Origin of the sequence: Pseudomonas sp. 7SR1 (genome assembly GCF_900156465.1) — a bacterium.
Taxonomy (GTDB): domain Bacteria; phylum Pseudomonadota; class Gammaproteobacteria; order Pseudomonadales; family Pseudomonadaceae; genus Aquipseudomonas.
In genome coordinates this window covers 3,294,128-3,318,871 of record NZ_LT707064.1, presented here as the reverse complement: position 1 = coordinate 3,318,871, position 24,744 = coordinate 3,294,128, and the positions used below count along the sequence as shown (strand labels likewise).

General features: G+C 63.6%; 22 protein-coding genes. 6 read left to right on the top strand and 16 right to left on the bottom strand.

What is annotated here, in order from left to right; translation table 11 throughout:
* Positions 1–152: 152 nt before the first annotated feature.
* Positions 153–3,353 (top strand): ribonuclease E, encoded by a 3,201-nt coding sequence (gene rne / locus BW992_RS15125; protein WP_072459179.1) that lies wholly within the window; start codon positions 153–155, stop codon positions 3,351–3,353.
* A gap of 90 nt (positions 3,354–3,443) precedes the next feature.
* Here rne and BW992_RS15120 read toward each other — a convergent pair whose 3' ends face one another.
* The 12 genes from BW992_RS15120 to BW992_RS15065 form a co-directional block, all read right to left on the bottom strand.
* The gene (locus tag BW992_RS15120) at positions 3,444–4,037 is read right to left on the bottom strand and encodes a nucleotidyltransferase family protein (RefSeq protein ID WP_076406489.1); all 594 of its coding nucleotides are present in this window, start codon (positions 4,035–4,037) and stop codon (positions 3,444–3,446) included.
* Between the two features lie 27 nt (positions 4,038–4,064).
* The gene (locus BW992_RS15115; protein WP_072393407.1) at positions 4,065–5,036 is read right to left on the bottom strand and encodes an XdhC family protein; all 972 of its coding nucleotides are present in this window, start codon (positions 5,034–5,036) and stop codon (positions 4,065–4,067) included.
* Positions 5,036–7,351 carry a xanthine dehydrogenase family protein molybdopterin-binding subunit gene (locus BW992_RS15110; protein WP_076406487.1) on the bottom strand — a complete coding sequence of 772 codons (2,316 nt, stop codon included), beginning with the start codon at positions 7,349–7,351 and terminating at the stop codon, positions 5,036–5,038. Before BW992_RS15110 ends, BW992_RS15115 begins: the two co-directional genes overlap by 1 nt.
* Positions 7,348–7,818, bottom strand: a complete 471-nt coding sequence (locus BW992_RS15105) for a (2Fe-2S)-binding protein (RefSeq protein WP_072393412.1) — start codon at positions 7,816–7,818, stop codon at positions 7,348–7,350. Before BW992_RS15105 ends, BW992_RS15110 begins: the two co-directional genes overlap by 4 nt.
* 340 nt (positions 7,819–8,158) lie before the next feature.
* Positions 8,159–9,178, bottom strand: a complete 1,020-nt coding sequence (gene murB, locus BW992_RS15100) for a UDP-N-acetylmuramate dehydrogenase (RefSeq protein WP_072393415.1) — start codon at positions 9,176–9,178, stop codon at positions 8,159–8,161.
* Positions 9,175–9,639 carry a low molecular weight protein-tyrosine-phosphatase gene (locus BW992_RS15095; protein ID WP_072393418.1) on the bottom strand — a complete coding sequence of 155 codons (465 nt, stop codon included), beginning with the start codon at positions 9,637–9,639 and terminating at the stop codon, positions 9,175–9,177. The genes murB and BW992_RS15095 overlap by 4 nt, the downstream gene beginning before the upstream one ends.
* The gene (gene kdsB / locus BW992_RS15090; protein WP_072431802.1) at positions 9,639–10,403 is read right to left on the bottom strand and encodes a 3-deoxy-manno-octulosonate cytidylyltransferase; all 765 of its coding nucleotides are present in this window, start codon (positions 10,401–10,403) and stop codon (positions 9,639–9,641) included. The genes BW992_RS15095 and kdsB overlap by 1 nt, the downstream gene beginning before the upstream one ends.
* Positions 10,400–10,585, bottom strand: coding sequence for a Trm112 family protein (locus BW992_RS15085; RefSeq protein ID WP_042728811.1), 186 nt, complete (start codon positions 10,583–10,585; stop codon positions 10,400–10,402). Before BW992_RS15085 ends, kdsB begins: the two co-directional genes overlap by 4 nt.
* 23 nt (positions 10,586–10,608) lie before the next feature.
* Complete coding sequence (gene lpxK / locus BW992_RS15080) at positions 10,609–11,619, bottom strand: tetraacyldisaccharide 4'-kinase (RefSeq protein WP_072393424.1); 1,011 nt, start codon at positions 11,617–11,619, stop codon at positions 10,609–10,611.
* Positions 11,619–12,047 (bottom strand): ExbD/TolR family protein, encoded by a 429-nt coding sequence (locus BW992_RS15075; RefSeq protein ID WP_072393427.1) that lies wholly within the window; start codon positions 12,045–12,047, stop codon positions 11,619–11,621. Before BW992_RS15075 ends, lpxK begins: the two co-directional genes overlap by 1 nt.
* On the bottom strand, positions 12,044–12,679 hold the full coding sequence (locus tag BW992_RS15070; protein ID WP_165887346.1) for a MotA/TolQ/ExbB proton channel family protein: 636 nt from the start codon (positions 12,677–12,679) through the stop codon (positions 12,044–12,046). Before BW992_RS15070 ends, BW992_RS15075 begins: the two co-directional genes overlap by 4 nt.
* 139 nt (positions 12,680–12,818) lie before the next feature.
* Positions 12,819–15,053, bottom strand: a complete 2,235-nt coding sequence (locus BW992_RS15065) for a DNA internalization-related competence protein ComEC/Rec2 (protein ID WP_076406486.1) — start codon at positions 15,051–15,053, stop codon at positions 12,819–12,821.
* Between the two features lie 145 nt (positions 15,054–15,198).
* Here BW992_RS15065 and BW992_RS15060 point away from each other — a divergent pair, with 145 nt between their 5' ends.
* On the top strand, positions 15,199–15,714 hold the full coding sequence (locus tag BW992_RS15060; protein ID WP_072393434.1) for a DUF2062 domain-containing protein: 516 nt from the start codon (positions 15,199–15,201) through the stop codon (positions 15,712–15,714).
* A gap of 62 nt (positions 15,715–15,776) precedes the next feature.
* On the opposite strand, the gene BW992_RS15055 is transcribed toward BW992_RS15060, so the two are convergent.
* The 4 genes from BW992_RS15055 to BW992_RS15040 form a co-directional block, all read right to left on the bottom strand.
* On the bottom strand, positions 15,777–16,556 hold the full coding sequence (locus BW992_RS15055) for an ABC transporter permease (protein ID WP_053150099.1): 780 nt from the start codon (positions 16,554–16,556) through the stop codon (positions 15,777–15,779).
* Complete coding sequence (locus BW992_RS15050; protein ID WP_072431800.1) at positions 16,553–17,485, bottom strand: ABC transporter ATP-binding protein; 933 nt, start codon at positions 17,483–17,485, stop codon at positions 16,553–16,555. Before BW992_RS15050 ends, BW992_RS15055 begins: the two co-directional genes overlap by 4 nt.
* A gap of 180 nt (positions 17,486–17,665) precedes the next feature.
* The gene (locus BW992_RS15045) at positions 17,666–18,289 is read right to left on the bottom strand and encodes a glutathione S-transferase family protein (RefSeq protein WP_072394117.1); all 624 of its coding nucleotides are present in this window, start codon (positions 18,287–18,289) and stop codon (positions 17,666–17,668) included.
* A gap of 44 nt (positions 18,290–18,333) precedes the next feature.
* Positions 18,334–18,993 (bottom strand): transglutaminase-like domain-containing protein, encoded by a 660-nt coding sequence (locus tag BW992_RS15040; RefSeq protein WP_072431799.1) that lies wholly within the window; start codon positions 18,991–18,993, stop codon positions 18,334–18,336.
* 309 nt (positions 18,994–19,302) lie between these two features.
* On the opposite strand from BW992_RS15040, the gene BW992_RS15035 reads away from it, so the two are divergent.
* The 4 genes from BW992_RS15035 to BW992_RS15020 all read left to right on the top strand — a co-directional run bounded on the left by BW992_RS15035 (position 19,303) and on the right by BW992_RS15020 (position 24,737).
* Positions 19,303–21,750 (top strand): acyl-CoA dehydrogenase, encoded by a 2,448-nt coding sequence (locus BW992_RS15035; protein ID WP_076406484.1) that lies wholly within the window; start codon positions 19,303–19,305, stop codon positions 21,748–21,750.
* An 83-nt stretch (positions 21,751–21,833) separates the two neighbouring features.
* The gene (locus tag BW992_RS15030) at positions 21,834–22,241 is read left to right on the top strand and encodes a PA2817 family protein (protein WP_072393448.1); all 408 of its coding nucleotides are present in this window, start codon (positions 21,834–21,836) and stop codon (positions 22,239–22,241) included.
* A gap of 505 nt (positions 22,242–22,746) precedes the next feature.
* The gene (locus tag BW992_RS15025) at positions 22,747–23,970 is read left to right on the top strand and encodes a type II and III secretion system protein family protein (RefSeq protein ID WP_072393452.1); all 1,224 of its coding nucleotides are present in this window, start codon (positions 22,747–22,749) and stop codon (positions 23,968–23,970) included.
* 56 nt (positions 23,971–24,026) lie between these two features.
* Complete coding sequence (locus tag BW992_RS15020; protein ID WP_072393455.1) at positions 24,027–24,737, top strand: tetratricopeptide repeat protein; 711 nt, start codon at positions 24,027–24,029, stop codon at positions 24,735–24,737.
* Positions 24,738–24,744 lie beyond the last annotated feature (7 nt).

Here is a 24,744-nt window from a genome sequence, read left to right as displayed (position 1 = left end):
CAGGACGCGTCCGTCGCGACTTCGCCGTTATTGGGCCGAACTCGCTGGACACTGGAGTGGCAATGCCACTTCCATGACGCACCTGACACCGACCGTGAGAAGTCGTGTGTGCCGAACGCCGTTTCCGGCAGCCCGGAAACCGACGGTACTACATGAAAAGAATGCTGATTAACGCAACTCAACCCGAAGAGTTGCGTGTTGCACTGGTAGACGGCCAGCGCCTCTACGACCTGGATATCGAATCCGGTGCACGCGAGCAGAAGAAGGCCAACATCTACAAAGGCCGGATCACTCGCATCGAACCAAGCCTGGAGGCTGCCTTTGTCGATTTCGGCTCTGAGCGCCATGGCTTCCTGCCCCTCAAAGAAATCTCCCGCGAATACTTCAAGAAGGCCCCCGAAGGCCGCGTCAATATCAAGGACGTCCTGAGCGAAGGCCAGGAAGTCATCGTCCAGGTCGAAAAAGAAGAGCGTGGCAACAAGGGCGCCGCCCTGACCACCTTCATCAGCCTGGCCGGCCGTTACCTGGTCCTGATGCCCAACAACCCGCGTGCCGGTGGCATCTCCCGCCGCATCGAAGGCGAAGAGCGCAACGAACTGCGTGAAGCCCTCAACGGCCTGGTGGCTCCTGCCGACATGGGCCTGATCGTGCGCACGGCCGGCCTGGGCCGCAGCAGCGAAGAAATGCAGTGGGACCTCGACTACCTGCTGCAGCTGTGGACCGCCATCAAGGAAGCGTCCCTGGATCGCTCCGCGCCGTTCCTGATCTACCAGGAAAGCAACGTCATCATCCGCGCCATCCGCGACTACCTGCGCCAGGACATCGGCGAAGTGCTGATCGACAGCGTCGAAGCCCAGGACGAAGCCCTGACCTTCATTCGCCAGGTGATGCCGCAGTACGCCAGCAAGATCAAGCTCTACGAAGACAGCGTCCCACTGTTCAACCGCTTCCAGATCGAAAGCCAGATCGAAACCGCCTTCCAGCGCGTCGTCGAACTGCCTTCCGGCGGCTCCATCGTCATCGATCCCACCGAAGCCCTGGTGTCCATCGACATCAACTCGGCTCGCGCCACCAAAGGCAGCGACATCGAAGAAACCGCCCTGCAGACCAACCTGGAAGCGGCCGAGGAAATCGCCCGCCAGCTGCGCCTGCGCGACATCGGCGGCCTGATCGTCATCGACTTCATCGACATGACCCCGGCCAAGAACCAGCGCGCCGTGGAAGAAAAGGTCCGTGAATGCCTGGAAGCCGACCGCGCCCGCGTACAGGTTGGCCGCATCTCGCGCTTCGGCTTGCTGGAAATGTCCCGTCAGCGCCTGCGTCCATCCCTGGGCGAGAGCAGTGGCATCGTCTGCCCACGCTGCAACGGCACCGGCATCATCCGTGACGTCGAGTCGCTGTCCCTGGCGATCCTGCGCCTGATCGAAGAAGAAGCCCTGAAAGACCGCACCGCCGAAGTCCGCGCCCAGGTGCCGATCCCGGTGGCCGCGTTCCTGCTCAACGAAAAACGCAACTCGATCACCAAGATCGAACTGCGCACCCGTGCCCGCATCGTCATCCTGCCGAACGACCACCTCGAGACGCCGCATTTCGAAGTGCAGCGCCTGCGCGACGATAGCCCGGAAGCCCACACCAACCAGTCCAGCTACGAGATCGCTGCCGCCGCAGCCGAAGTGGAAGACGTCCAGCCGGCTGCCGCCACCCGCACCCTGGTTCGCCAGGAAGCCGCCGTCAAGACCGCGCCGGCCCGCGCCAACGCGCCGGTTCCGACCGAAGTTGCCACTGCCGCACCTGCACCGGCCGCCGCGCCTGAACCTAGCCTGTTCAAGGGCCTGGTGAAGTCCCTGGTCAGCCTGTTCGCCACCAAGGAAGAACCGGCCGCGCCCGTGGTCACCGCCAAGCCTGCCACCGAGCGTCCGGCCCGCAACGAAGAGCGTCGCAACGGTCGCCAGCAGACCCGCAACCGCAACGGCCGCCGCGACGAAGAGCGCAAGCCACGCGAAGAACGGGCCCCGCGTGAAGAACGCGCACCGCGTGAAGAACGCCAGCCGCGCGAAGCCCGCGAGGATGCACCGGCCGTAGCCCGCGAAGAACGCACGCCGCGTCCACCACGTGAAGAGCGTCAACCGCGCGCCCCGCGTGAAGACCGCAAGCCACGTGGCGAGCGTGAAGAACGTGTTCGCGAACTACGCGAGCCGCTGGACGCCGCCCCTGCCGTTGCCGCCACCGCTGAAGAGCGTCCGGCTCGCCAGCCTCGCGAAGAGCGTGCTCCACGTCCACCGCGTGAAGAGCGTCAGCCTCGGGCCGAACAGGCTGCCGCCGCAGCCAGCGAAGACGAAGTGCTGAACACCGAGGAACAATTGCAGGAAGACGGCCAGGACGCCGCCGAAGGCGATCGTCCACGTCGCCGTTCCCGCGGCCAGCGTCGTCGCAGCAACCGCCGCGAGCGCCAACGCGACGCCAACGGGAACGTGATCGAGGGCTCGGAAGAGTCCGCCACTACCGAAGCGCCAAGCGCTGCGGACCTGGCCGCCGGCCTGGCCGTCACCGCGGCAGTTGCCAGCAGCACCATCAGTGCCCCGGCCGAAGCCCAGGCCAACGAGCAGGCCGAACGCGCCACCGCCGCGGTGGAACAAGCACAGGTCGAAGCTCCGGTGGTCGAAGCCAATACGGCAGTGCAAGTCACCGCTTCGCCGGAAGTGGAAGTCGCGCCGGTCAGTGAAGCCCAGCCTGCCGCCGAAACCGTCGCCGAACCTGCGCCGGTCGTCGAGCAACCGGTGATTGCTGAAGCCGAACCTGTCGTCGAAACACCAGCAGAGGAAAAAGCACCGGAGCCGCTGGTACGCGAGGAACAGACCGCGTTCAACTGGCATTCGGAGCCTGCCGCACCGGCTGCGGTCGACGAGCCAGCGCCAGCGCCTGAGCCAGCCCCCGAGGCTGAACCTGTGAAGACGGTCGAGCCGACTCCGGTGGTCGAAGCCCCTGTAGCGGCTGCGGTACAGGCGCCAGTCGAAGCACCTGCCCCTGTGAGCGCCTTGACTCCGAACGGTCGCGCACCGAACGACCCACGTGAAGTGCGTCGTCGCAAGCGCGAAGCCGAACGCCTGCAGAAGGAAGCTGAACTGGCTGCCGCTCAGGCACCTGTCGCCGAACCGGCTCCGGTGGTGGAAGCCGTCGAGGCAGCCCCTGCCCCAACCGCTGAGGCCGCTGCCGAACCTGCTCCGGCTGAACCGGTTGAATCGGTGCCGGCAAGCGATGAATCCCAGCCTCAGCACACCGCTGAAGCCGAGGAAGTCGCCCCGCGTCACCCCCAGGCCCTGGAAAAAGAGCACGAGCCAAAACCTCACGCCTGATTCCATAGCCCGATAAAAAGCCCCGCCTGGTAATGCCAGGCGGGGCTTTTTATTCCCTGTCCATCCACTCGGGCGGGCTCCGCCCCGCGGCTATTGCTTGAAGACCAGAGCCTCAGGCACATCCACGTCCCACAGCACACCGGGGTCATCGACCGCCACCTCGACCACTTCCGCCTCGGCGAACAACACCCTGGCACCACGATCGCCGGTCAAGGCCATCAATTTCGCCCCCAGACCACGACCGAATCCCACCGGATGCCCATACTCACCCGCAAAGACCGGAACGCAGATGCCGTCTTCGCAGATATTCGCCATCACCCGCTCGATGCTTGATGGCAGGATGAACGGCATGTCTGCCAGCACGATCAGCCAGCCATCCATATCGGGCGAGGCCTGCACGCCGGCCGCGATGCTATCCCCCAGCCCCGGGGACTGCAGCTCGATGAAATCGCACCCATAGGCCTGGGCCATGCGAATGGCCTGGGGACGATCTTCGCGAGTCACCAGGATGCGCTTTGCCAGGGAAACCGGCAGATTCACCAGGACCTGCTCGATCACCGAACGCACAGCACCGTCACGCCCGGCGCAATCGGCCAGCAATTTGTCCTTGTCGGGACCCGCGACCTGACGGAACCGGCTCCCCGCCCCGGCCGCGACGATAATCGCCCCAATGGATTCAGTCATACGCCCTCCTCGCCCTCCACCCGCGACTTACAACGGCTTCTTCTGCCGAAGCTCGACGCCATTCTTGATGGCCACGATTTCAGCCAGCAGCGACAAGGCGATCTCCGCCGGGGTATGGCTGCCGATGTGCAGCCCGATCGGCCCATGCAGCCGCTCGATGGCCTGTGCCGACAAGCCTAGCTGAGCCAGGTTGTCCCGGCGCTTCTGACTGTTGACCCGCGACCCCAGGGCCCCGACATAGAATGCCTTGGAATCCAGGGCGGTCAGCAGCGCCATGTCATCCAGCCGTGGGTCGTGGGTCAGGGCGACGATGGCCGTGCGCTCATCGGTCTGGATGCTCAACACCGCTTCGTCGGGCATTCCGGAGACGAAGCGCCCCTGCTGCTCTTCCCAACCATAGACAAACTCCTTGCGCGGATCGCAGATCAGCACTTCGAAGTCCAGCAACCGAGCCATCTGTGCCACATAACGCGACAGTTGTCCGGCACCGATCAGCAGCAGCCGCCAGCGTGGGCCATAAATGGCTCGCAGCGTCTGGCCATCGAAAACCAGCGCGTCGTGTTTACTGGCAGGTACCAGCGTCACGGCACCAGTGGCGATCACCAGCTCCCGGGCGACAATCTCGTGGGCGTCGCAACGCTCCAGCAGTTCAGCGACCCATTGCGGATCGCCGACCCGCTCTTCGGTCAGGCGCAGGGTGCCACCGCACGGCAGGCCGAAACGCGCGGCCTCCTCGCGGGTGACGCCATAGGTGATGAGTTGCACCGGCGGACCTTGCGCCGGGATACGACCATCATGCAGCCGGGCGATCAGGTCGTCCTCCACACAGCCGCCCGACACCGAGCCGATCACCACGCCGTCTTCGCGCAGGGCCAGCATCGCCCCGGGTGGCCTTGGCGCGGTGCCCCAGGTCTGGACCACGGTGAACAGCACCACGCGCTGCCCCGCACGGCGCCATTGAAGCACGCTGCGCAGGACGTTCAGGTCGACACTGTCCATCAGGCCTTGGCCTGCTGCCAGCCTTGCAGCTGATAGCGCACAGGCAGATCACGGATGCGCTTGCCGGTGGCGGCGAAAATCGCGTTGCACAGCGCCGGGGCAATCGGCGGCACTCCCGGCTCCCCGACCCCTCCCAACGGAACCTCGCCCGGCGGCGTCACCAGATGCACGGCCACTTTCTTGGGCGCCAGGGACATGCGCGCCACTTCGTACATGTGGAAGTTGTCCTGCTGCACCTTGCCATCCTTGAAGCTGATCTCCCCCACCATCGCGTTGCCCAGGCCCATGACACAGGCACCTTCGAATTGGGAACGGATGCGCTCCGGGTTGATCTGCGGGCCGCAGTCCACCGCGATATCAGCCTTGTGCACGATCACCGTGCCATCGTCCTTGACCTCTACTTCGATCGCCGCCGCCACGTAGGTGACGAAGCTGTAGTGCACCGCCAGCCCCAGGCCGCGCCCCTTGGGCAGTTGCTGCCCCCAACCCGCCGCCTTGGCAGCCGTTTGCAGCACGGTGCGGATCCGTGCCGTATCGATGGGATAGCGGTCGGGGGATTCGCCGTAGTTCCACTCCTCGTTCAAGGTGCGCGGATCGATCTTGCGGTCCGGGCCAAGCAACTTGAGGTGGTAGTCCAGCGGATCCTGACCGGCCTTGTGGGCCAGTTCGTCGATGAAACTCTGGATCGCGAAACCGTGGGGAATATTCGACACCGAGCGGTACCAGCCCACCCGGGTATGAGCCGTCGCCTCGGGGTTCTCCAGGCGCAGGTTGGCAATGGCATAGGCCATGTTGGTAACGCCCATGCCCAGCTCGAAGGGGGCTTCGTGAGTCATTCCCGGGGCGAACAGCGCGGTGATACTGGGCGCGACGGTGCGATGCAACCAGCTGGAAGGCAGGCCGTCCCGATTCAGGCCGGCCTTCAGGTATTCGGCCGATACGGTATGGAAATAGGAGTGATGGATGTCATCCTCGCGGGTCCACTGCACCCGGATCGCCTGCCCTGGGAACTCCTTGGCCAGCAGCGCCGCCTCAAGGACGAAGTCAGGCTTGGATTTTCGCCCGAAGCCGCCCCCCAGCAAGGTGATATTCACCGTGACCTTTTCGAAAGGAATGCCCAGCCGTTCAGCGATGCGCTCACGCGTGACCTGCGGCGCCTGGCTCGGGGCCCAGGCTTCGCACTGGCCATCCTTGAAGCGCGCGGTGGCGACCATGGGCTCCATGGGCGACTGGGACAGGTGTGGCAAGTAATAGGTCGCTTCCAGGGTCGAGTCGGCCTTGGCCAGCGCATCGTCGACATCACCGGCATTGCGCACGACTTTTCCAGGCTTGAGGGCTGCGGCTTCGAGCTCCTTGCGGTAGGCGACGGACTCATAGCCCGCGTTCGGGCCATCGTCCCACTCGATTTTCAGCGCCTCGCGCCCCTTCATGGCCGCCCAGGTATTTTTCGCCACCACCGCCACGCCGCCCAGGGGCTGGAATTCCGAAGGCAGGGGACGAGGCTCGATCTGCAGCACCTTGACCACCCCGGGGACCTTCAGCGCCGCGCTGCTGTCCACGGACTTGACCTTGCCGCCATAGACCGGCGGGCGGGCTACCACGGCGTAGAGCATGCCGTCGAAATGCACGTCGGCGCCGAATACGGCACGACCGTTGACGATGTCCGCGCCGTCGATGGCCCGGCTCCCCTCCTTGCCAATGTAGCGAAACTCCGAAGGCTGCTTGAGACGCAGGCTATCGCGCGCCGGCACCGGCAAGGCACTGGCAGCGGCGGCCAACGCGCCATAACCCAGCTCTCGACCGGAAGGCTGGTGGACCACGCTGTGCAGGCGGGCATGACACTCGCCCACCGGAACCTTCCACTGCGCCGCAGCAGCCTGCTCCAGCATGGTCCTGGCGGCCGCACCGCAACGACGCATCGGCTCATACCAGTGACGCATGCTGCGCGAGCCGTCCGTATCCTGGTTGCCAAAGCGCACTTCATCGGCCGGAGCCTGCTGCACCTTCACCCGAGCCCAATCGGCCTCCAGCTCATCGGCCACGACCATGGTCAGGCTGGTGCGCACGCCCTGGCCCATTTCCGAGCGGTTGCAGATCACCGTCACACTGCCATCGGCGGCAATGCTCACATACACCTTGGGGTCATCGACCGCGCCATGCGGCATGCCCTCGGCGCCAAACTTCTTTTCTTCGGCGAAGGCGTCCGGCAGCCCCCAGCTGGCGGCCAGTACCAGCACACCCGTGGCGCTGGCGCCTTTGAGAAAGCCGCGACGGCTGAGGTTGCTCAGCACGAAATCATCGGGTAAACGGCTCATGCCTTGGCCTCCTTCAGATGCGTGGAAGCCTGCCGGATCGCGGTCTTGATCCGGTTATAGGTACCGCAGCGGCAGATGTTGCCCATCATGGCTTCCTCGATCTGCTCATCGCTCGGGTTGGGATTGGTCTTGAGCAAGGCCGTCGCGGACATGATCTGCCCGCCCTGGCAGTAACCGCACTGGGCCACGGCGGTATCGAGCCAGGCCTTCTGGACGACTTGCCCGATCGGATCGGCATGGAGCTCGTCGATGGTGCTGACGTCCTGCCCTTTCACCGAACCGATCGGCGTGATACAGCTGCGCGCCGGGGCGCCATCGATATGAATGGTGCATGCGCCACACAAGCCCATGCCGCAGCCGAACTTGGTACCGTCATAACCGGCAACGTCGCGGATCGCCCACAGCAGCGGCATGTCCTCGGTCACATCCAGTTGATGATCTTTTCCATTGAGTTTCAGGGTAATCATGGGCACGCCCGCATAGTTATCGAGTTATGGGGTCGAGCAATCTGCCGCTTGGGTAGCGGTTTGGTTATCGCAGACTGGCTCAGGCTAATCAGGCTCTCTTATGCGCACACGCAGGTGTCTGCACCGGGCCTTTACAGATGCTATGGCGCATCGTCAGCGGACTAAATTAACCCAGGACCCGAAAAAAAGCCCTGCACAATCCTGCACAAATGAAGCTTGCGAGGATCATGCAGGGCGTTTGGTTTACCCTCGCCATAAGCAGGCGATTGCGCCACGGGGCGCTATGCCCGGCAGGGATCGCCAGCCCCGGAAAATCCGCGATGACGGCAACGGGCAGGGTTCAGTAGCGGTTGGGCTCCATTTCCAGTTCGACCTGGAAACGTTCGGCAATGTCTTTCTGGATGCGCAACGCCAGTTCCAGTAGCTGCGAGCCCGTGGCCTCGCCGTAGTTGACCAGCACCAGGGCCTGCAACTTGTGCACCCCGGCGTCGCCTTCGCGAAAGCCCTTCCAGCCGGCTCGCTCGATCAACCAGCCTGCCGCCAGTTTCATGTACCCCTCAGGCTGTGGATAAGCCACCAGGTCGGGGTATTGTGCCTTGAGACGCGCCACGTGAGCGGCCGGTACCAACGGGTTCTTGAAGAAGCTGCCGGCATTGCCCAGCACCGCCGGGTCCGGAAGCTTTTCACTGCGGATACTGCAAATGGCCCGGCTGACATCGAGGGGCGTCGGGCGGTCGACGCCTTGCTCGGTCAGCCGCTGGCGAACCGGGCCGTATTCCAGATGCAAGTGCGCGGCGCGACTGAGGGCAAAACGCACCCGCAGAATCAACCAGCGCCCCGCTTGCTGCTTGAACAGGCTGTCGCGGTAGGCAAACTGGCATTGCTCAAGGGTGAAATCGCGCAGCTCGCCTGTCTGGCGATCCAGGGCAGTGAGACCGGCGAAGACATCCTTTATCTCGACGCCATAGGCACCGATGTTCTGCATCGGCGCCGCCCCCACCGTACCGGGAATCAGGCTGAGGTTTTCCAAGCCTGACCAGCCTTGCGCCAGCGTGTACTGGACGAAAGGGTGCCACGGCTCCCCCGCTTCGGCCTCGACCACGACCCGCTCGCCGTCATCACCGAGCAAGCGGATTCCCTGGCTGGCCATGCGCAGCACCAGCGCGTCGATATCGCCGGTCAGCAGCAGATTGCTGCCGCCACCGATCACCAACAATGGCACCTGATGTCCGGCGACATACGCCAGCGCCTCGCGAACATCCTCGTCGCAATGGGCTTCGGCGAACAGTCGGGCCGTGACGTCCACCCCGAAGCTGTTGAATGGCTTGAGGCTGACGCCGCTGCGTACTTGCAGGCTCATAAGCGCCCCTTCAGTTCGATCACCAGGCGATCCGTGGCGTGCTCGATCAGGTCAAGCACCTGCTCGAAGCCTTGTTCACCGTCATAGTAGGGATCCGGTACATCGTCGAGCCCGGCTTCGTAGCGGCGCAGGAACAGGTCCAGTTCGGCCCTGGCATTGGCCGGTTGCAGGGCCTTGAGATTGCGCAGGTTGCTGCTGTCCATCGCCAGGATCAGATCGTAGGCGGCAAAGTCGGCGCGGCTGACCTGCCGGGCACGCTGGGCCGACAGGTCATAGCCGCGCCGCAGGGCGGCAGCCTGGCTGCGCTTGTCCGGGGCCTTGCCCACGTGCCAGTCCCCGGTACCGGCGGAAGCCACTTCCACCTGCCCGGCCAACCCGGCCTCCCGCAGCTTATGCCGCAGGATGCCCTCGGCGGTGGGGGACCGGCAGATGTTGCCGAGGCAAACGAACAGAACCCGCATCAAGCCTCCAGCAGGCGACGAACGCGCTCGAGGTCTTCGACAGTGTCGACGCCGGTCGGCGGTGCGATCAGCGCATCGGCGACGTGGATCCGCACGCCATGCCAGAGGGCGCGCAATTGCTCCAGGGCTTCGGTGTTTTCCAGCCAGCATGGGCCCCAGCTCACGAAATCCTGGAGGAAGCCGGCGCGGTAGGCATAGATGCCGATATGGCGGCGATACGGCACGCCGGCGGGCATGACGTCGCGGTCTTGAGCGAACGCATCCCGGGCCCAGGGCAACGTGGCACGGCTGAAGGTCAGCGCCAGGCCATCAAGGTCGCTGACCACCTTGACCACGTTCGGGTTGAACAGCGTCTTCACGTCCTCGATCGGCTCGGCCAGGGTGGCCATGCGCGCCTGGGGGTGTGCCGCCAGGTTGTTCGCCACCTGGTCGATCACGCTGGAGGGGATCAGCGGCTCGTCGCCTTGCACATTGACGACGATGGCGTCGGGCTCCAGGCCCAGTTTCTGCGCCACCTCCGCCAGGCGATCGGTGCCGGAATTGTGGTCTTCACGGGTCATGACCACTTCGGCGCCGAAACCGTTGCAGGCCTCGACGATTCGCACATCGTCCGTCGCCACGACCACGCGCTGGGCGCTGCTCTTGCAGGCCTGTTCCCAGACGTGCTGGATCATGGGCTTGCCGGCGATCGTCAGCAACGGTTTGCCGGGCAGGCGCGTCGAGGCGAAGCGCGACGGGATGACGACGGTAAAGGCAACTGTCATTTGTCCAGGCGCTCGTCGGTGCTCAAGGTACGCGCTTCGCTTTCGAGCATCACCGGAATACCGTCGCGGATCGGATACGCAAGGCCGGCGCCCTTGCTGATCAGCTCGGTCTTGTCGGCGCTGAGCTTGAGCGGCCCCTTGCAGACCGGGCAGGCCAGGATATCGAGCAGTTTGGTGTCCATGAGATTCCCCTGGATAAAGGTTTTTAAGGCAACAGACGATCCGGCAACAGGCGCATCAACTGCGTATCGAACCAGGCCGCGAAGGCCGGTGACGGCGCGGCGTCCACCGTCAGGTACCACCAGTCGGAAGCGGCAAAGGCACGGCACTTGACCGCGTCCTTTTCCGTCATGACCACCGGCAACGACGGTGTGAAGCTCAAGGCCTGGGCACTGTATTCGGCATGGTCGGCAAACCCGTGCGGTATAGGACGCCAGTGTAGCGTTTCGAGGGTCTTGAAGAAACGCTGGGGATTGCCGATCCCGGCCACGGCATGCAGTGCCTGGCCGTGCGGAAAATGGTCGAGCGAGCGTCGTTCGCCGCTGGCCACGTTCACCAGGGCGGTGGGCTGCAGTTCGAAGGCGAAACCGTCCTCGCGGTCGGCGCTGGCGCCGTTGTAGAGCACCGCGTCGACCGATTGCAGGCGTTCGACCGGCTCACGCAGCGGCCCGGCAGGCAAGCAGCGCCGGTTGCCCAGGCCACGGGCGTTGTCGATCAATACCAGTTCAAGGTCCCGGGCCAGCCGGTAATGCTGCAGGCCATCGTCGGACAGGATCAGATCCAGCGGTTCGCTGGCCAGCAGCGCCCGGACCGCGCGGCTGCGATCCGGGTCGATCATCAACGGCACGCCAGTGCGCTGGACGATCAGCAGCGGCTCGTCACCCGCAACACCGGCTTGCTGGTCGGCCCGTACCCGCCACGGCAGTTGCGGGGGCTTGGCCCCGTAGCCACGGCTGACCACGCCAACACGCAGGCCGCTGCGCTGGCAATGCTGGATCATCCACAGGATCATCGGTGTCTTGCCGGTGCCACCCACTGTGATATTACCCACCACCATCAGCGGTACCGGAGGCTGGTAGATGTTGCCCTCGCCTGCCAGGAAGCGCTCGCGCTTGCCCACCACCACGCGCCGGTAGAGCCACTCCAGCGGGCGCAACAGCGACAAGGCCGGGTGACCTTCGTACCACGCGGCGAGCAATCGATCGGACATGGCCATCAGGGTGCCGGCGCCGCCTCGACCGTGGTCATGCGCAGGTGACTGAAACCGAGCTTGCCGGCAGCGTCCATGGCGGTGATGACCGATTGATGAGGCGTCTTGCCGTCGGCGCTGATGGACAACGGCAGGCTGGTGTCACCACCGGACTCCTTCTGCAACACCTCGATCAGTGTCGCCAGGTCGCTCTTGGGCAGCAATTGGTTGTTCACCGAAATGGCCCCCTCCGCGTTGATGGTGACTTCCAGGTTCTTGACCTGCTGGTCTTCGGCCGGCGAGCCGCTGACGGCTTGCGGCAGTTCGACCTTGAGCTGGGTTTCCCGGGTAAAGGTCGTGGTCACGACGAAGAACAGCAGCAGGATGAACACCACGTCGATCAGCGACGCGAGGTTGATCTCGATGTTCTCCCGTGGTTTACGGCGAAATCTCACTTCTTGCCCCCGGCCAGGTCCACGTCTCGGTCGCCCTGCACCACCTCGACCAGCTTGATGGCTTCCTGCTCCATGCCCACCACCAGCTCATCGACACGGCGTTGCAGGAATCGATGGAAGAATACCGACGGAATACCCACCATCAGGCCCGCGGCCGTCGTGATCAGGGCTTTGGAAATCCCGCCCGCCAGCACCGAAGCATTGGTGCTCATGCCCGAACCGGTAAAGGCGCTGAAAATATCGATCATGCCCAGTACGGTACCCAGCAGCCCCAGAAGAGGAGCCATGGCGGCGATGGTGCCCAGGGCATTGATGTAGCGCTCCAGCTCATGGATGACCCGGGCGGCAGCTTCCTCGATGCACTCCTTCATGATCTCGCGACCGTGCTTGGAGTTCGCCAGGCCTGCCGCCAGGATTTCCCCCAACGGTGAACTGGCCCGCAGCTCCTTGAGCTTGTCCTTGTTCAGTTGCTTGTCCTTGATCCAGACCCAGACCTGCCCGAGCAGATGCTCCGGGGTCACACGGCTGGCCCGCAGGGTCCACAGGCGTTCGGCAACGATACCCAGTGCCGCGATGGAACTCAGAATGATCGGCAACATCATCCAGCCGCCGGATTTGACCAATTCCCACACAGTGACAGCCCCCTCGGAAAAAGTGCGCCACTTTATCATACAGAATCGGCCGTGCAGGCCCGCCCCGCCAAAAGCCCGTGCATCGGGCCTCGGGAGACAGGTCCGCCTCCCCCCGCGTCAGCCCCTGTGCCAAGCGGATTCATGGCCCGGAGGACGGCGGGTCGCGCCAATAACGCCGCTGCCCGGCCTGGGTCGTCGGCGCAGCGAAGGCTCCAAGTTGCAGACGAATGGCACCGTGTTCGGCACTGTCGTAGACCGCCATGCCCAACCGTCGATAGCGGGCCATCACTCGAGGATGAGGGTGGCCGAACGCATTGCCTCGCCCTCTCGAGATCAGGACCGAATGAGGAGTGAGACGCGAGAGCAGTGCCATCGACGACGAGCTGCGGCTGCCGTGATGAGGCGCCGCCAGCCACTGGATGGGGACCGCCAAGGGGCCGTCGAGCAAGGCGCGCTCGGCGTGGCTATCGATGTCGCCGGTCAGCAGCAGCCGCTCGCCGCCGGCCTCGACCAGCAAGACACAGGACTTCTGGTTGCTTTCAAGAGCCGCTGCCCATCGCCACAGCTCAAACCTGACGCCGTCCCACTCCCACTGCATACCGCTGTGGCAAGGATCGGCCTTCAGTGCAGCGGGTAAGGCGGCCGGATCACCGCTGATGACCAGGGCGGTGGGCAAGCCGTTGTGCACCGCCCTGGCACCACCGGCGTGATCGGCGTCGGCATGGCTGAGCAGCATCAGGTCCAACCCGCCCACACCCAGTTTGCGCAAGGTGGGCAGCACCACACGCTCGCCTGCATCGGCGTCGCCGAAACGCGGCCCAGCGTCATATAGAAGGTTATGCCGTCGGGTACGCACCAGCACCGCCAGCCCCTGGCCCACATCCAGCTGCCAGATCTCGGCGTGCCCCGCCGGCACCTCGTCCCGCGGCGGAAAAACCAACAGCAACAGCATCGGCCAGCCCAGCACGCGCAGCGGCACGCCTTGCGGCAGCAATATGATGACAGCGCCAAGCGCTGCAATGCACCAGGCCCACACCGGTAGCGCAACCGGAACCCAGGCTGGCCATATTGCGCCGACCAGGGCCAATCCCCTGAACAGCAGGTCGAGCAGCCCACCGGCGATCCACAGCAATCCTTCACCGATGTATGGCACCGGCAGCAAGGCCGTTCCGAGCAATGCCGACGGCAACACCAACAGGCTGATCCAGGGCACCGCCACCAGGTTCACCAACGGCCCGCTGAGGCTGACCGGCAAACCCAGTATCAGCAGCAGCGGACACAGCCCCACCGCGACCAGCCACTGGGGGCGGGTCCAGGTTTGCCACCAGCGCCAGGGACCCAGGCGCCCGCCGAAGATGAAAATCAGTATGGCGACTGCGGCGAACGACAGCCAGAACCCAGGCCTCAGGCTTGCCAGCGGGTCGAACACCAGCACCCCGACCAGCGCCAGCAGCCACGCCCGCCACGGGTCCGGATGACGGAAGCGCAGGCGCCACAGCAACACCAGCCCGATCATCGCGCAGGCCCTTTGCACCGGCACTTCGAAACCGGCGAGCAAGCCGTAGCCCAACGCCGCGACAAAAGCCAGGAAACAGGCCCAGGGCAGCCATGGCAGGTGCGCCGGCCATAAACCGTAACGCGCCGCCCCGGCCACTGACAGGTACATCAGGCCGGCGAGCAGGCCAATGTGCTGCCCGGAAATCACCAGCAAGTGAACCGTGCCGGTGTCTTGCAGCACCTGCCATTCATCGCGGCTCAACCCTGCCCCATCGCCCAGGACCAAGGCGATCAGCGCGCCCGAGCGGCCTTGGACGTCGACCCGTGCCAGCGACTGGCGGACCCCATCGCGCCACGCTCCCTGGGCCGAAGCCAGGCGATGACCGTCCTTGACCGTACCGGTCGCGCCAATCCCCCGGCTCAGCAGCCAGGCGTCGTAGTCGAAACCATGAGGGTTCAGCAGACCCGTGGGCCGCTTGAGTTTCACCGCCAACCGCCAACGTTCGCCGCTACTGACCGGCGGCCCGCCAAACCAGGCCAGGCGCATCGATGACGGCAACCGGGTGCGCCGCGAACGGGCATCGGCCAGCTCGAAGCGCACCACGCCATCACCTTGTTGCGGCAACCCCACGACCCGCCCTTCGACCCAGCGGGTCTCGCCGTCCAGCGCCAAGGGCAACCGGTCGTCCAGTGCCCACTGCGCCCCCAGGCAGGCCCAGGCCAACCCCAGCAGGAAAAAACCCAGCGGGTAGGCTCGAAACGGTAGCAGCATCAAAGCCAGTACCGGCATGGCCGCCATCAGCCATGGCGACGGCAGCGCCGACAAGAAAACCGGGGCCGACAGACCCAGTGCAAGCGCGACCATTCCCCTGCGCATAACCCCATCCTTGAGAGTTCCTCACTCAGGCATAGTCGGTCTGCGGCACCGTGGCCGTTATCAATTGTCACAAAGTCTGAATCTGCCGCTCCTAGAATCCGGACATACTTGCGGCTTTATTGCTTTGAACCGACCGAGAAGCCTTATGCCCCGGCGCCTATTCAAACGTTACATGCCAGACCCAGCGATCATTCGGGAACACAAATCCTTACGCTTTCTCGGCGCCCTGCTGCACGATCCCAACCTTTGGCACCTCAATCGCCACTCCGTGGCCCGGGCAATGGCCGTCGGCCTGTTCGCCGCCTTTCTCCCCATCCCCCTGCAGATGCTGCTGGCCGCCGCGCTGGCCGTCACGGTCCGCGGCAACATCCCCATTGCGGTGAGCCTGGTCTGGCTGACCAATCCCATCACCATGCCGGCGGTGTTTTTCTGCACCTACCAGACCGGGGCGTGGCTGATGGACGTTCCTGCCCGGACCCTGCCCGATGAACTGACCTGGGCATGGATCACCGACCAGCTGTCCACTTTGTGGCGACCGTTCCTGCTGGGCTCGGTGGTGACTGGCCTGGTGCTCGGCGTCCTGGCGTATTTCGTGACCATGAGCTACTGGCGCTGGTGGGTGGCGCGGCAATGGAAAAAGCGCAAGAAAAGACGGCAGTGAAATGCAAAAAGGCCTCCCTGATCGGAGGCCTTTTCAGTGGTGCAAGGTAAATGCGCAGCCCGTTATGTCCGCATCCCGCGTCCGCTCACCAGCAACCGGGCGCAACCGATATAGAGCACCACCGTCGCCACCAGCATGAAGGTGATCGCGATGCTGATCCTGATGTCCGAAACCCCGAGGATCCCGTAGCGGAAGGCGTTGACCATGTGCAGCACCGGGTTGGCCAGGGACACGGTCTGCCAGAACGGTGGCAGCAGCGAGATGGAGTAGAACACCCCGCCCAGGTAAGTCAGCGGCGTGAGCACGAACGTGGGAATGATGGAGATGTCATCGAAGTTGCGCGCGAACACGGCATTGATGAAGCCCAGCAGCGAAAAGATCGTCGCGGTGAGCACCACCACCAGTATCGTCACTCCCAGGTGGTGCACCTGCAGATCGGTGAAGAACAACGACAGCAGGGTCACGATCAAGCCCACCGCCAGGCCGCGCAAGACACCGCCCAGGGTAAAGCCGATCAGGATCGTATGGGGCGAAACCGGCGAGACCATCAGTTCTTCGATGGAGCGCTGGAACTTGCTGCCGAAGAAACTCGACACCACGTTGCCGTAGGAGTTGGTGATCACCGACATCATGATCAGCCCGGGCACGATGTAGTCCATGTACGTGAAGCCACCCATGTCACCGATCTGCCGACCGATCAGGTTGCCGAAGATCACGAAGTACAGAACCATGGTGATGGCCGGCGGCAGCAAGGTCTGTGGCCAGATCCGCATGAAGCGGCGGACCTCACGGTAAACGATGGTGTTGAGGGCAATGAGATTGGGACGGAACTCGGAACTCATACCGCCACCTTCGCCAGGTTTTTTTCCACCAGGGACACGAACAGCTCCTCGAGGCGATTGGTCTTGTTGCGCAGGCTCTGCACTTCGATGTTCTGCAGGGCCAGCTGGGTGAACAGTCCGGTAATGCCGACGGACTTGTCCACCTGCACTTCCAGGGTGCGATGATCCAGCAGCCGGGCCGGATAACCGACCAACTGCGGCGCGCTATCGAGATCGCCCTTGAGGTCCAGCAGGAAGGTTTCCACATGCAGTTGGCTGAGCAGTTGCCGCATGCTGGTGTTCTCGACGATGGTGCCGTGGTCAATGATGCCGATGTTGCGGCACAACTGCTCGGCCTCTTCCAGGTAATGGGTGGTAAGAATGATGGTGATGCCTTTCTGGTTCAGCTCGGTCAGGAAGGTCCACATCGAACGACGCAGCTCGATGTCCACGCCCGCGGTCGGTTCGTCGAGGATCAACAGGCGTGGCTCGTGCACCAGGGCCCGGGCAATCATCAATCGCCGCTTCATGCCACCGGACAACGAACGGGACGGCACGTCGCGCTTGTCCCACAACCCCAGTTGGGTCAGGTAGCGCTCGGCGCGCTCGTTGGCGATCTTCGGCGGGATGCCGTAGTAACCCGCCTGGGTCACGACGATGTCGAAGGTCTTTTCGAACTGGTTGAAATTGAATTCCTGGGGGACCACGCCGATGGAGCGCTTGAGCGCGGCGGGTTCGCGGTCCAGGTCATGGCCGAAGACACTCACGGTGCCGCTGGTCTTGTTCACCAGCGTGGACAGGATGCCGATGGTGGTGGATTTGCCCGCGCCGTTGGGGCCGAGCAAGGCGAAGAAATCACCTTCGGCGACGTCCAGATCGATACCACTCAAGGCCTGGAAACCGTTGCCGTAGGTTTTGGTTAGCTGCCGGATGGACAGAGCGGAACTCATATCGGATCTACGCACCAAGAGGAGAGAAAAACATTAGGTTTTGTACGAAAAGTGCCTGCGCGACCTTTCGCACAAACCCTAGATAAGGGCGAGTGGCGAACAATGCAACCACTGGCGCAGGAGGTGCCATGGTGCTTGGCGTCGCCAAACAAGTACAGTCAAGCGTGTCGATAGTAGGTATTAAGTCAACGCGGTCATGACCGCCTTGCGATAAGCCGGACGCTGCTGCAATCGCGCATACCAGGCCTGCAGGTGAGGCAATGGGGCACGCTCGATGGGCATCTCGAACCAGGCATAAATGAAACTGCCCAGGGGAATGTCCCCCATGCCGATTTCATCGCCCGACAGGAAAGGTTGCTCGCCCAGCGCCTGGTCCGCCACTGCCAGCACCGCGTCGCAGACCTGGATCGCCGACTTGATGGCAGCCCAATCCTGCTGTTCGGCGGGCGTGCGCAGGACACCCCAGAACACGGTGCGAAACGGATCGGCGAAGGTGGAAGTGGTCCAGTCCATCCATTTTTCAGCCTGGGCCCGAGCCTGAAGGTCGGTGGGGTACCAGGCCGAACCGGATGCGTGACGGGCCATAAGGTAACGCACGATGGTGTTGGACTCCCAGAGCACGAAACCATCGTCCTCGAGCATCGGAACCCGGCCATTGGGATTCTTCGCGCGGTATTCGGGCGTGTCCACCACGCCAAATGCGCCACCGGCGTCGATGGCCTCGAAGGCCAATCCCAACTCCTCGGCGCACCACAGCGCCTTACGGACATTCGATGAGTTTTTCCGGCCCCAGATCTTCAGCATCACGGCATCCTCGATGAATAAGTGCCGCAGCAGCATACGCCGGATCAGCCATGACTCAAATCGCCCTGCATGTCGCCCAGCACCGGCGCCAGCCGATCCTCGAACAGGTGCGGATAGCATTTTTCCAGGTGTTGGAAAAAGAACCCTTCCGGTACGTCGGGGAAAGGACCGTGGTCAGTGACGTATTCCATCGACCGGGCACCCTGGCGATTGAACGGATGGAAGATGCTGTCATGACGACCATCGAACTCCAGGGGCGCGACGTCGAACAACTCACACAAACCCTGGTTGAAGGCCGGCGTGGCCTTGACCCAGCGGTCGTTCAGGTACAGCTCGGTGTAACCGTGCATGGCGAACACATCGCTCCTGAGCAGCTCCAGCAGGCGCGGCGTGGACAAGTGATTGCGCACATCCGCCAGGCCGATCCGGGCCGGGACAGCACAGTGACGGGCGCAGGCGGCCAGCAACGTTGCCTTGGGCACGCAATAGCTTTCACCCAGGGCCAATGCATGACTGCCACGCAGAGTCGCCGGGTCGCGGCTGAAGGTATAAGGGTTGTAGCGCACTGCTTCGCGCACGGCGTAATACAGGCTGATCGCCTGCGCCGTCGGATCGCGGTCGGTGCCGCGGTGGGTTTCGGCGAACGCGATGACCGCAGGATGATCGCTGTCGATGAAGCGGCCGGGGTTCAGGTATTGCTGCATGGGGAAACCTCTCGCACTGCAACGCCGCTGGCAGGGTCAGAACTTGCTCCTGCACCGGCGCAACGCCTACGGCATCAGGGAAACGCTGAGTCTATCCACAGCCCTGATGCAGCGATAACGGCGTTTCGGCCAAACAATGGCGTTTTCTCTCCTTTTCGGCGAACGATTTCCCACGGCTGTTGCCAACCAGACTGGCGTAAAGCATGCGAGATTTCCCACGAAACCCATCACATCGCGCTGACCGCCGGATTGACCGATGCCGTCTAAGCTCTGGGGGTCGGTCTTGCCTTGGTTCACGGAGGATTACATATGCTGTTGTTGTGGATACTGGTCCTGGTCGTCGGGATCGCCTGGCTGGCGCATCGGCGCATCGCCCCGCTACCCGTGCTGGGTGTCGTCGCGGTCTACCTGCTGGCCATGGGCATCTTCAGCCCCGCCCCCGGCTGGCTGATGGCGATCCTCTGGGTGGTGCTGGCCGCCATCGCGGCCCCCCTGCTGCTGCCGGACCTGCGCCGCAGATACTTCAGCGCGCCGATGTTCGAGTGGTTTCAGAAAACCCTGCCGCCCATGTCGGAGACCGAGCGTGACGCCATCGACGCCGGCACGGTGTGGTGGGACGGCGAGCTGTTCAGCGGTCGGCCCGACTGGGACACGCTGCTGGCCTACCCCAAGGTGCAACTGACCGAAGAAGAACAGGCCTTCCTCGACGGGCCCACCGAAGCACTCTGCGCCATGGTCAGCGACTGGCAGATCGGCCAGGCCATGGACCTGCCGCCCGAAGCCTGGGCGCACATCAAGGAGCACGGGTTCTTCGCGCTGATCATTCCCAAAGTCTACGGCGGCAAGGGTTTCTCCGCCTATGCCCACTCCCAGGTGGCCATGAAACTGGCGACCCGCAGCGGCGACCTGGCGTCGACCGTGATGGTCCCCAACTCCCTGGGTCCGGCGGAACTGCTGCTGCACTACGGCACCGAGGAACAACGCGACCATTACCTGCCACGGCTGGCACGTGGCGACGATATCCCCTGTTTCGCCCTGACCGGGCCACTGGCCGGCTCCGACGCCGGAGCGATGCCCGACACCGGCATCGTCTGCAAGGGAGAGTGGCAGGGCCAGGAAACCCTCGGCCTGCGCCTGAACTGGGAAAAACGCTACATCACCCTCGGCCCGGTGGCGACCCTCCTCGGCCTGGCGTTCAAGGCGTACGACCCCGACCACCTGCTGGGCGACGAAGAAGACCTGGGCATCAGCCTTGCGCTGATTCCCACCGATACACCCGGGGTCAATATCGGTCGCCGTCACCTGCCCCTCGGCGCGGCGTTCATGAACGGACCGAACTGGGGCAAGGACGTGTTCATCCCCCTGGACTTCCTCATCGGCGGCCAGGCCATGCTCGGCAAGGGCTGGATGATGCTGATGAACTGCCTGTCGGTGGGGCGCTCGATCTCCCTGCCGGCGGTGGGAACCGGGGCGGCGAAATTCACCAGCCTGGTAACCGGCCAGTACGCCCAGGTGCGGGAGCAGTTCAACGTACCGTTGTCGGCCTTCGAAGGCATCCAGGAGGCCATGGCTCGAATCGGTGGCAATGCCTGGCTGATGGATGCCGCGCGCATGCTCACCGCCAACGCGGTGGACCTGGGTGAAAAACCCTCGGTGCTGTCGGCGATCCTCAAGTACCACCTGACCGAACGCGGCCGCGAGTGCATCAGCCACGCCATGGACGTGCATGGGGGCAAGGGCATCATCATGGGCCCGAACAACTACCTGGGGCGCAGCTGGCAAGGCGCGCCGATCTTCATCACCGTGGAAGGCGCGAACATCCTGTCGCGCAACCTGATGATCTTCGGCCAGGGGGCGATCCGCTGCCATCCTTTCGTACTCAAGGAAATGGCCCTGGCCACTCGCGAGGACAAGGACCAGGCGCTGCTGGAATTCGATCGGCTGCTGCTCAAGCACATCGGCTTCGCCGTCAGCAATGCCGCCAGCACCCTGGTGCTGAACCTGGGGCTGGGGCATTTCGAAAGAGCTCCGGGCGACACCTTGAGCCAGGGTTATTTCCGAGCGCTCAACCGACAGGCAGCGGCATTCGCCCTGCTGGCCGACCTGAGCATGATGTTGCTGGGCGGCGAGCTCAAACGTCGCGAACGCCTGTCGGCACGCCTGGGCGATGTGCTCAGCCACCTGTACCTGGCCAGTGCGGCCCTCAAGCGATACCACGACCTGGATTCACCGGACCATATGGCGCCGCTGTTCACCTGGGCCATGGAAGAAAGCCTCGGTCAGTCGGAGCGTGCGCTGGACGAACTGCTGGAAAATTTCCCCAACCGGTTGCTGGGTGGCCTGCTGCGCTGCGTGGTATTCCCCTTCGGCCGCCGCCACAAGGGGCCGAGCGACCGCCTGGATGCCGAAGTGGCCGCGGTGATCGGCCGAGCCAAGGGCGATCCGACCCTCGAGGAGTTGTTGCAGGGCTGCTATCGCCCACAATCGGTCGACGACCCCGTGGGCGCCCTGCAGCACGCCGCCGACCTGCTGGCCGCTGCGCATCCCACGCAACGCAAGTTGCATACGGCACTCAAGCAAGGCCAGCTCAACCCGGCCCCGGGGGAACACCTCATCGACGCCGCCCTCGAAGCGGGAGTGCTGCAGGCCGGCGAAGCCCAGGCCCTGCGCGAGGCCGAAGCGGCGCGACGCAAGGTCATCGACGTGGATGATTTCGACAAGGAGGCGCTGACACTCGCCGAAGGCAGGGTCCGCTGATCCCGCCGACCGGTTCCACCATGTAAAAACGGGCGCGGTGGCTTTATACTCCCGCGCCCGTTTTGCTCTTGAGGACTTATCTCGTGTCCAACGTCGTTGCCGATCACCTTCTCCTGCTTGACCACTTGCGCAGCATCCTGGTCGCCGTGGGTGAGGCCGAACAGGTTCCCGAAGAAAGCCATGCCTTGTTCCTGGAGCGCTTCGACGAGTTGCGTGCGCAATTGCCCATCGACCCGATCGAAAGCCAGTACCTGGGCCAGGATCTGCTGTGCCAGGTGATCGTACGTTACCCACAGGTCGCCCATCTCGTACCTCGCGACCTGTTGTGGTACTTCGGCGGTGACTGCCTGCACTACATGCCCGATGAAGAAATCAGCCTGTACCAGGCGCTGGAGGAGCGCCGTTTCGAAGCCGAACAGAACGACGAGCCGTTCGACTGGAACCAGGAAAAACAATTGCTGGCGATGTCGGACCAGGACAGCAAGCACTGATCTCGATCCAGTCACGCCAAAGGCCCGCACGGTTGATCCTGCGGGCCTTTTTATTGGGAAACCGAAACAGGCGCCAGGCCTTGGAGCATTCCTGGAAGGAATGCAGACCAAGGGCTACTCAGGGCAAAAGACATTTTATTGACACGTGTTTTGCCATCATTTCGCCGACCGTCACTTTTTAGGCGTTTTTTTCATTTCAGGCGTGGCGCTTTGCCATAGGTCGACTACCTTCAAACAGAAGCGAGAACGATGGCAGGCAGAGCGCCCTTGCGGGTGAGCTGTGGATATCCGCCATTGGCTCGACGACCGGAGCTTTCCGGGTCTTGAGGATGTTTTCGAAAGCCGCCCGCCGTTCAGTCGGGCCGGTGATCGTCGCTGGCGTTCAGCGGCGAATTCCGTACCGGCTCATTGAGTCGCGTGGTGAGTGAGGGGGTTGCCCGGGCCCCATAAATGATCCGAGGCATCGTTCAAGCCTATGGACGGCCAGTCTGTCGAGGATCATCTTATGAGCTACCGTACCGTGCCCGCTATAAAACACCTTATCCATGGCTTGTTCTGGATGGGCCTTGGCCTGGATGCGGCGCAGGCCGCACCTGCCAGCTGTGCGCAACTGGACAAGTTGCCGGCCACCTTCGTGGTTGGCCAGGGCCTCCAGGACGAATTGCGTATCCTGGCGCCCGTGACCAAGCTGGCAGTGGGCGACCCGAAAATTGCCGACGTCCAGCCCAGTGGCAGCGACGCTTTCATTCTTACGGGCATCGCGCCGGGCGCCACCAGCCTGATGGTCTGGACGGAATGCTCGAAAACGCCCCGCCAAAGCATGATTTTCGTCGAAGGCCGGGCCACCGCGGCGTTGACCAGCGCGGCCAGCGTGCCTACCGAGGATCCGATGCTGCTGGCCCAGGTGCAGACCGATATCCGTTTCGTCGAGGTCAGCCGGACCAAGCTCAAGGAAGCCTCGACCTCGATCTTCGGCAGCCGTGGCAACTTCCTGTTCGGCTCCCCTCGGACCTTGCCCACCATCGGTGGCGTGGTCCGGCCGTCGCTGCCGGTCAACAACGACATGTTCAACCTGTCATTCGCCACCGGGCAAACCCTGCTGATGATCAACGCACTGGAAGGCAGCGGCTTTGCCTACACCCTGGCGCGGCCGAGCCTGGTAGCCCTCAGTGGCCAGAGCGCGAGCTTCCTGGCCGGTGGCGAGGTGCCAATCCCGGTGCCCAGCGCCGGCAGCGACAACGTCTCCATCGAATACAAGGAGTTCGGTATCCGCCTGACCCTGACGCCAACCGTCATCGGGAAAAACCGCATTGCCTTGAAGGTGGCTCCGGAAGTCAGTGAGCTGGATTTCACCAACGCCGTGAACATCGCCGGCACGCTGGTTCCGGCGCTTACCGTGCGCCGTACCGATACCAGCATTGCCCTGGCCGACGGCGAAAGTTTCGTCATCAGCGGCCTGATCAGCACCCGCAACGCTTCCCAGGTGAACAAGTTTCCGGGATTGGGCGATGTTCCGATTCTCGGCGCGTTCTTTCGCGACAACTCCATCAACCGCGAAGAACGGGAACTGTTGATGATCGTCACGCCGCACCTGGTCCAACCCCTGGCTGCCAACGCGCAACTGCCGACGTTGCCGGGCGAACAGCTGCGCAACTACGACCCTAATTTCTACCGGATGTACTTTCTCGAAAACGGCGAGTTCGACAACCGCACGGGTCTTTCCCAATGAGCCGGCGCCTGCTGTGCCGGCGTCCAGGGATCGAGCCTGTAACCAGGGGACATTCAATGAAAGCAATCATCGCGTTGACGGCCAGCCTGGTGCTCGCCGGCTGTGCCAGTAACGGCGTGGCGTCTCGCCCGACCAGTTGCGTCAAGCCCGGATCCGACCAGGAGCTGGCCCTGAACCTGGCCGACGACATGGCCAATGACGGTCGCTTGTACGCCAGCCTCGCCAACCTCGAGGGGCTGCCCGAGGACCTGGTCCAGGTCCGCTTGCGCAAGGCCCGGGTCCTGCGCCTGATGGGGCGTAACGAAGCGGAGCCGTTGTACCAGAGCCTGCTCGGGACCTGCCTGGCCGCCGATGGCGAACATGGCCTCGGCCAACTGGCCGCCGCCAGGAACGACAATGCCACCGCCATCGAACACCTCGAACGTGCGGTGAAAATGGCTCCCACCGAAGGAAAGATCCGCAACGACCTGGGCGTTGTCTATCTGAACCAGCGCCGGATCCCTGAAGCACGCTTCGAGTTCATGACCGCCATGGAACTGCGCCAGTCGGATTCCCTGGCGGCGCTCAACATGGTGACGCTGCTGATCTACCAGGACAACTGGAAACAGGCCGCCGAACTGGCAAGCATGGCCAGGCTGAGTCCCAGCCAGGTGGCAGACGCCCAGGCCCGCGCGGAAAAAATCAGGGGCATGACCAACAAGGTGGGGATCACACAGGCCGACCGTCTGACCGAGGTAGCCGATGTCTCATCCGGCACGGTCAAGTAAGCATTGC